Here is a 6617-nt window from a genome sequence, read left to right on the forward strand (position 1 = left end):
CGAGCAACCCCCGCTTGAACCCGCAATCCGCGAGGAACTGGACGCCTATATCGCCAAGCGCAAGGAAGAGATTGGCAGCGAAGAACCCTAAGATACGCGGGCTTTGTCATGTTTTTCGACCGCAGCCTAACCAAGAACAGCGCGGCGTTCACGCGGTCATTTCGTCCGCATAATCGGTCCACGGGCTGAACGCGTCAGCCCGGGCGTGGAGATAGGATGCTGCGTAAATTCGGGGCCGCTTCGGAGGGAAGATGGCGGCGGTTTGGTTATGGGCTGACAGAAAACGCTGGGCCTGTCGCGGGGGCTTGAACCGACCCATAATCTTTTCTCGTCGCCGGGTGGGCCGCGGCGACGCCTCGGCCCGGTTGTTCAGCCCCTTGTGGGGTCTGCTCCGGCTGGGCGCATAATGCCACCCTAAGCTCCGAGCACGCGTTTCCCATAGTCGCGCTGGTTGCCTTTGGGATCGACGTATCGGTGCAGAATTACAGGTTTCACACCCAGTGTGAACTGCGGAGCAATACTCGGCCAACCGCCGCTGGGTGCGTAGATCTGGCCCCGAAATCCGCAAGCGGGCCTTCGCCGGGCATCGCTCGTGGCGCGGGCTGCAGTGGTATGTCGACGAAACCTATGTCCGGATCGGCGGGCGGTGGTGTTATCTTTGGCGGGCCGTCGACCAGTTCGGCCAGCTGATTGACTCCCGCTTGACGGCAAAGCGCAACGCGAAGGCCACAAGGGCTTTTCTACTGCAGGGGCGGGAGACGGTTCGCTAGTATCACCCACTGACGATCGTCACGGACAAGGCTCACAGCTACGCTGATCCCCGACCCCGAAACGTGGGTTCATCTACAAGCCCGCTACACGCAGACCCCTGTTGCTCTTCAAGTGCAATGGGGCGAACTCATGAACGCGGGTCAATGACGGCCGTGCGTGGTGCGCAGCTCGCCACACTATCAAGCGGCCATCCTGTTCAAATTGCATTCTCGGCACAGTTGTCAGGGTTCGTCCACATCGAGGACGAAGGACGACGGCTCAATGCTATTCTCGATCAAAGAGATGATTTCGGAACGCGGCGAGCCGTCACCGGGGTCGAATAGACCGGTCCTCTTGAGTGCCTGGCGCACATTGATATCGCGTCCGAGGTATTCCAGCGCGACCTTTGAGGCGCCAGGTTTGCGACCGCGGCGGGTCGGACCACCTGTTTGGATACCAAGCAAAAGCCCGATGCGGTTTCGGTGGCTGGGGTAAAACGTTGCCTGCGTGATCGTGTTCACTTCGATCGATTCATACTCGAGAATATACAGGCGGTCGGCAAGATAGAACAGGACCCCCTCATACTTGTTCAGCCCATTCGATCGCCCGGTTTCCGGGTCGCGCAGAATCTCGATGTTCTTCCAGTAATACTTGTTGTCTTCGCGGTAGACGAGCGCGAGAGAGCGAATGACCTTTCCCTGATTTCCAAAGGAGTAAAAATATCGGAAATAGTAGCCGAGGTATTTTTCCAGATCCTGGCTGTGCTGATAGAGCTTGTCGAGATGACGCAGCGGCTTGCTCAGCGCTTCCTGCTGGAGGGGCTTGCGTTTGAGGGCAATGATTTCCTCGAATTGCTGAGGCTCCATCAGCAGCTCTGATTCCGATACGCCGAAGAAATCGCAGATCCGGCGCATGTTGCTGCGCGACGGATGAGAAGTGCCTGCGAGATACTTGTTGAACTGCTGTCGGTTGATCTCGAGCCCGCGACATACCTCGGCGATGGAGGGGTGGTAGCTGCAAAGCAGTCCCAGATTTTGGCGAAGTTCATCAGACATGGAACCTTGTTAAGGTGAAGCATTATTCGCGTCAATTCGCGAATTAGTGCGAAATTGCCCCGCCCCATGATGCGAGTAGACTTTTCAACGAATTTGGCACCGCAGGGGTGCAGGGAAATCGGAGGGCTGAAATGATTGCGCAGGTTGATGGCTATCCCCACGTTGTGCGGGAAATCCACCATATGGAAATCCCGATGCCGGATGGCTGCAAGCTGGCCGCGCGCATATGGATGCCGGAGGGTGCAGAGGACGCGCCGGTGCCTGCGATCTTGGAATATCTCCCCTATCGCAAGAACGACTTCACGACCGCACGCGATGCATCAATGCAGCCTTACCTGGCTGGGCATGGCTATGCGGTGGTTCGGCTGGATCTGCGCGGAGCCGGGGATTCCGAGGGGTTGATGGTGGATGAATACCTGCCGCAGGAATTGCAGGACGGGTGCGACGCCATAGCCTGGATTGCGGATCAACCATGGTGCGACGGCAAGGTTGGCATGATCGGCATTTCCTGGGGCGGTTTCAATGGGTTGCAGATAGCGGCCCTCCAGCCGCCCGCATTGAAGGCGGTCGTAACGCTGTGTTCCACCGACGACCGCTACGCTGACGACATCCATTACATGGGCGGCTGCCTTCTTGGCGAGCAACTCAGCTGGGCCTCCATCATGTTCGGGCGGAACACCCTACCGCCGGACCCGGCGAATGTTGGTGACAAATGGCGCGACATGTGGCTGGAGCGGCTTGAGGGGAGTGGGCTTTGGCTGAAGAACTGGCTTGAGCACCAGCGCCGCGACGCATTCTGGGAGCACGGCTCGATCTGTGAGGATTGGTCGAAGGTACAGGTCCCGGTCTATGCCGTTTCGGGCTGGGCGGATGGCTACCCGCGCAGTGTATTTCGGTTAATGGAACATTTGCAGGGCTCGAAGAAAGGGCTCGTGGGGCCTTGGGCGCATCGCTACCCGCACATGGGCGCGCCGGGGCCCGCCATCGGATTTCTGCAAGAGGAGCTACGCTGGTGGGATCATTGGTTGAAAGGGCATGAGACCGGGATCATGGATGAGCCGATGCTGCGGCTTTACATGCAGGACAGCGTACCGCCGCAGGGTCACTATGAAAACCGGCCGGGCCGCTGGATCGCCGAGCCGAGCTGGCCTTCGCCACAGGTGACGCGAACGATGTTTCACCTGACGCCAGAAGGCGGGCTGAGCCTCGAGAAGGCACACGAAACCGCCGTTCTTCATCACCAAAGCCCAGCGGATGTCGGCATGGCCTCGGGTAAATGGTGCGGCTACGCGACGCCCGGGGATGCGCCGGTCGATCAACGGCGGGAGGACGCCGGCAGCCTGTGTTTCGAGATCGATGTGCCTGAGGACGGGATGGCCTTCGCGGGGGATGCCAATGTTCACCTGCGCTTGAGTGTGGATAGACCTGTGGCGCAGATCGCTGCGCGACTGGTGGATGTCCATCCCGACGGCCGGTCCACCCGCCTGTCCTTCGGGGTTTTCAACATCAACCATCTTGCGGGCCATGACAGCCCCGAAATGCTGGAACCCGGTCAAGCCTATGACGTGACCATCCCGATGAAGCATGTGGCGCAATCCCTGCCGGCCGGGCATCAGCTTCGGCTGGCCTTGTCCAGCAGCTACTTCCCGATGATCTGGCCTACGCCGGAGCCTGTCACGCTGAGCCTGCATACGGAAGGGAGCGCGCTGGAACTGCCGTTGCGCGCAGCCTCGCCGCTGGATGACGCGCTGCCGGATTTCGGAGCGCCGAAGGCGGGGCCGCCGCCACCGACCGAGCAGATCGCCGATCCTGAAAGCTACTTTCGTGTCGTGGAAGACGCGGCGCGGGGCGAGATCGAGATGCAGATCGCCGATGGCGGCGGCGTCACGCGCCTGCTGGCCAACGATATCACCTTGCACAAGCAGGGGTACGAGACATACGGCGTAAAGCTGGACGACGTCACCACGGCCTGGGGGCGCACCGAATGGTATTATGGTCTGAGCCGCGGAGATTGGTCGGTGCGGTCCGAAACGCGGACGCTTCTGCATGCTGATGCTTGTGATTTCATCATCACCGCCGAGCTGCGAGCATGGGAGGGCGATGAACTGATCGCGGAGAAACGCTGGGACGAACGGATCACGCGCGATCATTTGTGAGTGAATAGGCGTTCTTAAAGCGTCAATTTGCGAAATGGTGCGAAATAGGCCGACGCCTGACGCTGTGTCATGCTCCGGCCAGGAATTATCTAGGGAGGACACGACAATGAAACAGACAGGAACAACCCGCCGGGGCTTTCTCGGCACAACCGCCGCACTAGGCGCATTGGCTCTGGGCCCGGCTTGGAGCACCGCAGCCTTTGCGCAGGCAGGCGGCACGCTGCGCTTGAGGATCGATGGCGACAACAATGTGCTCGATCCGGGCTTCATGACCGGCGGCACCGAGATCGAAGCCCAGAAGCAGTGCCTTCCGTTCCTCGCGCAATATGCCCGCGATGGCGAAACCTTCACCTGGGAACCGAGTTATTTCGTCACGAAGCTGGAACAGCGCGACGCCACCCATATTGATTTCGAACTGACCGAGGGGCTGATCTGGTCGGGCGGCTACGGCCCTGTGATGGCGTCGGATGTCAAGTTCTCCTACGAAAGGATGAAGGACAGCGACTGGGCGGGCTATTTCGCGGCGCTGGATCATGTTGAGGTGACCGGTGACCGCACCGGCACAATCGTTCTAAGCAAGCCTTTTGCGCCCTTCATCATGATCACCCTTTGCCACGGGCCTGGCGCGGTGCTGAGCGAAAAGGCCATGGCCGACGCTGGCGGCAAGTTCACCACGGTGTTCCCTGCGGTCTGCGGCCCCTACACCTACGAGGCGACGCCGGGACAACGCGCAGTGTTTTCCGCCAACCCCGAATGGACCGGACCGAAACCTGCCTTCGACCGGGTGGAATGTAATGTCATCACCGAGGTCAAAGCTGCGGAGCTGGCTTTCGAGGCCGGAGAGTTGGACTGTACCGAAGTCGGCGCGGATACGCTTGCGCGCTATACCAAGAACATGCCCGAGGGTACGGCGATCGCTGTGGCCGGCGAACTGCAATACATGTGGATGGGAATGAACACGGAACATCCCAAGTTGCAGGATATCCGTGTGCGTAAGGCGATCCAACATGCGGTGGATGTGGATACCATCCTGCAGGGCGCCTATTCGGGCACCACGGCAAAATCCAACGGCATTATCTGCCCCGGCCTGACCGGTCAGCGCGACAGCGCGGGCTACAGCTATGACCCGGGCAAGGCACGCGAGCTGCTGGAGGAGGCGGGTGTCTCCGGTCTGGAGCTGACGCTGCGCACGCTGAACAACCAGGAACGGATGCTTACGGCACAGATCATTCAGGCCAACCTTGCGGCGGTCGGGATCACGCTCAACATCATTCCGCTCGACAGTGGCCCGTTTTGGGAAATGGGCCAGGAAAGCAAGGGCGACACCTGGAAGGATCTAGAGCTCTGGATCATGCGCTTCGGCACCACGCCCGACCCCTACGAAGCGACGCAGTGGTTCACCTCCGACCAGGTCGGTGTCTGGAACTGGGAGCGCTGGACCGACGAAGAGTTCGACCGCCTCTATGAAGAAGGGATCAACGAGACCGACATGCAAAAGCGCCACGACATCTATGTACGCATGCAAGAGATCATGGAAAACACCGGCGCCTATGTTTGGATCAACCATGAGCCCGAAGCCTTCGTGCACAGCACCGATGTGGCCGTGAACGCCGCCCCTTCGGGCGAGTTGAACTATCGGAGGTTTACCAAGGGCTGATCTTCGGCCCCTGGAATCGGCCCGCGCCGCGGCGCGCGGGCCGATATATTGAAACTCGGTCAAGGAGAGATCGTCTGTGCTCTACTACCTTACCAAACGTGTGGGCCTGTCGGCGATGGTGATCGGCCTCGTTGTGCTGGTCCTGTTCTCGCTGCTCTACCTCATCCCCGGCGATCCGGCGACGATCGCCCTTGGGCCGCGCGCGACGGAAGAAGCCATCGCGCGTTATGCCGAAAAGATGCATCTTAACGAACCGGTCTGGCGACAGTTCCTGATCTATATAGGGAATGCGCTGACGGGCGACCTGGGGCTGGACGTGTTTTCCGACCGGCCCGTCACCACCATCATCATGGAGCGGATCGGCTTTACCCTGGCGCTGGTCGGCGCGGGGATGGGCTGGGCCATGCTGCTTGGTATTCCGCTGGGATGCCTGGCAGCGGTCAAGCCCAACAGCTGGCTCGATCGGGTCACCGGCGTCCTGTCGGTGGGAACCATCGCCGTGCCGTCGTTTCTTGTGTCGATCTGGGCGCTGCTGATCTTTGCGGTGCATCTGCGCTGGCTTCCGGCCATTGGGGCTGGTGAGCCGGGGCAGGTCGGCGATCAGCTTTCCCATCTGATCCTACCGGCTTTCGCCATCGGGCTGAGCTGGGTGGGTTACCTGGCACGTATGGTACGGGCATCGATGCTCGAAGTCATGGGCGAGAACTACATCCGTTCGGCGCGCGCTTTCGGGCTTCAACCCCGGCGGGTGGTCTTCGGATATGCCCTTCGCGTCGCCATCCTGCCCACGATCACGCTGATCGGCATGGGCTTTGGCGGCATGATCTCCTCGACGGTCTTCGCCGAAATCATCTTTGCCCGCCCCGGCATCGGCAAGCTGATTTTCGACGCGGTGATGGCACGCAATTTCCCGATCGTGCAGGGCGCAGTTCTGGTGGCCACCGGCCTCTACATCTTCGTCGTCCTGTTTTCTGACATCCTTATAGCCTGGTTTGATCC

The 6617-nt window shown here is 60.3% G+C and carries 5 protein-coding genes and 1 pseudogene; 4 read left to right on the forward strand and 2 right to left on the reverse strand.

Translation table 11 applies throughout. The annotated features are described in order from the left end of the window. Nucleotides 1-148 precede the first annotated feature (148 nt). Nucleotides 149-388: pseudogene (locus tag QZ522_RS16580) on the reverse strand (IS6 family transposase); the annotation flags it as partial. Nucleotides 389-539: 151 nt separating this feature from the next. Here QZ522_RS16580 and QZ522_RS16585 point away from each other — a divergent pair. Continuing rightward, nucleotides 540-770 (forward strand): DDE-type integrase/transposase/recombinase, encoded by a 231-nt coding sequence (locus QZ522_RS16585; RefSeq protein ID WP_294614139.1) that lies wholly within the window; start codon nt 540-542, stop codon nt 768-770. Nucleotides 771-992: 222 nt separating this feature from the next. On the opposite strand, the gene QZ522_RS16590 is transcribed toward QZ522_RS16585, so the two are convergent. After that, on the reverse strand, nt 993-1805 hold the full coding sequence (locus QZ522_RS16590; RefSeq protein WP_294614142.1) for a helix-turn-helix transcriptional regulator: 813 nt from the start codon (nt 1803-1805) through the stop codon (nt 993-995). Between the two features lie 131 nt (nt 1806-1936). Here QZ522_RS16590 and QZ522_RS16595 point away from each other — a divergent pair, with 131 nt between their 5' ends. From QZ522_RS16595 to QZ522_RS16605, 3 genes are all read left to right on the forward strand, one after another. Further along, the gene (locus QZ522_RS16595; RefSeq protein WP_294614145.1) at nt 1937-3961 is read left to right on the forward strand and encodes a CocE/NonD family hydrolase; all 2025 of its coding nucleotides are present in this window, start codon (nt 1937-1939) and stop codon (nt 3959-3961) included. Between the two features lie 106 nt (nt 3962-4067). Beyond that, the gene (locus QZ522_RS16600; RefSeq protein WP_294614148.1) at nt 4068-5618 is read left to right on the forward strand and encodes an ABC transporter substrate-binding protein; all 1551 of its coding nucleotides are present in this window, start codon (nt 4068-4070) and stop codon (nt 5616-5618) included. Nucleotides 5619-5694: 76 nt separating this feature from the next. Then, the coding region (locus QZ522_RS16605) for an ABC transporter permease (RefSeq protein WP_294614151.1) at nt 5695-6617 on the forward strand (923 nt) is incomplete at its 3' end.

Source organism: uncultured Roseovarius sp., assembly GCF_913054395.1.
Classification (GTDB): Bacteria; Pseudomonadota; Alphaproteobacteria; order Rhodobacterales; family Rhodobacteraceae; genus Roseovarius.

Coding starts and splice junctions, on each gene's coding strand:
- QZ522_RS16595 (WP_294614145.1), top strand. CDS start 1,937: ATGATTGCGCAGGTTGATGGCTATCCCCACGTTGTGCGGGAAATCCAC.
- QZ522_RS16590 (WP_294614142.1), bottom strand. CDS start 1,805: ATGTCTGATGAACTTCGCCAAAATCTGGGACTGCTTTGCAGCTACCAC.
- QZ522_RS16600 (WP_294614148.1), top strand. CDS start 4,068: ATGAAACAGACAGGAACAACCCGCCGGGGCTTTCTCGGCACAACCGCC.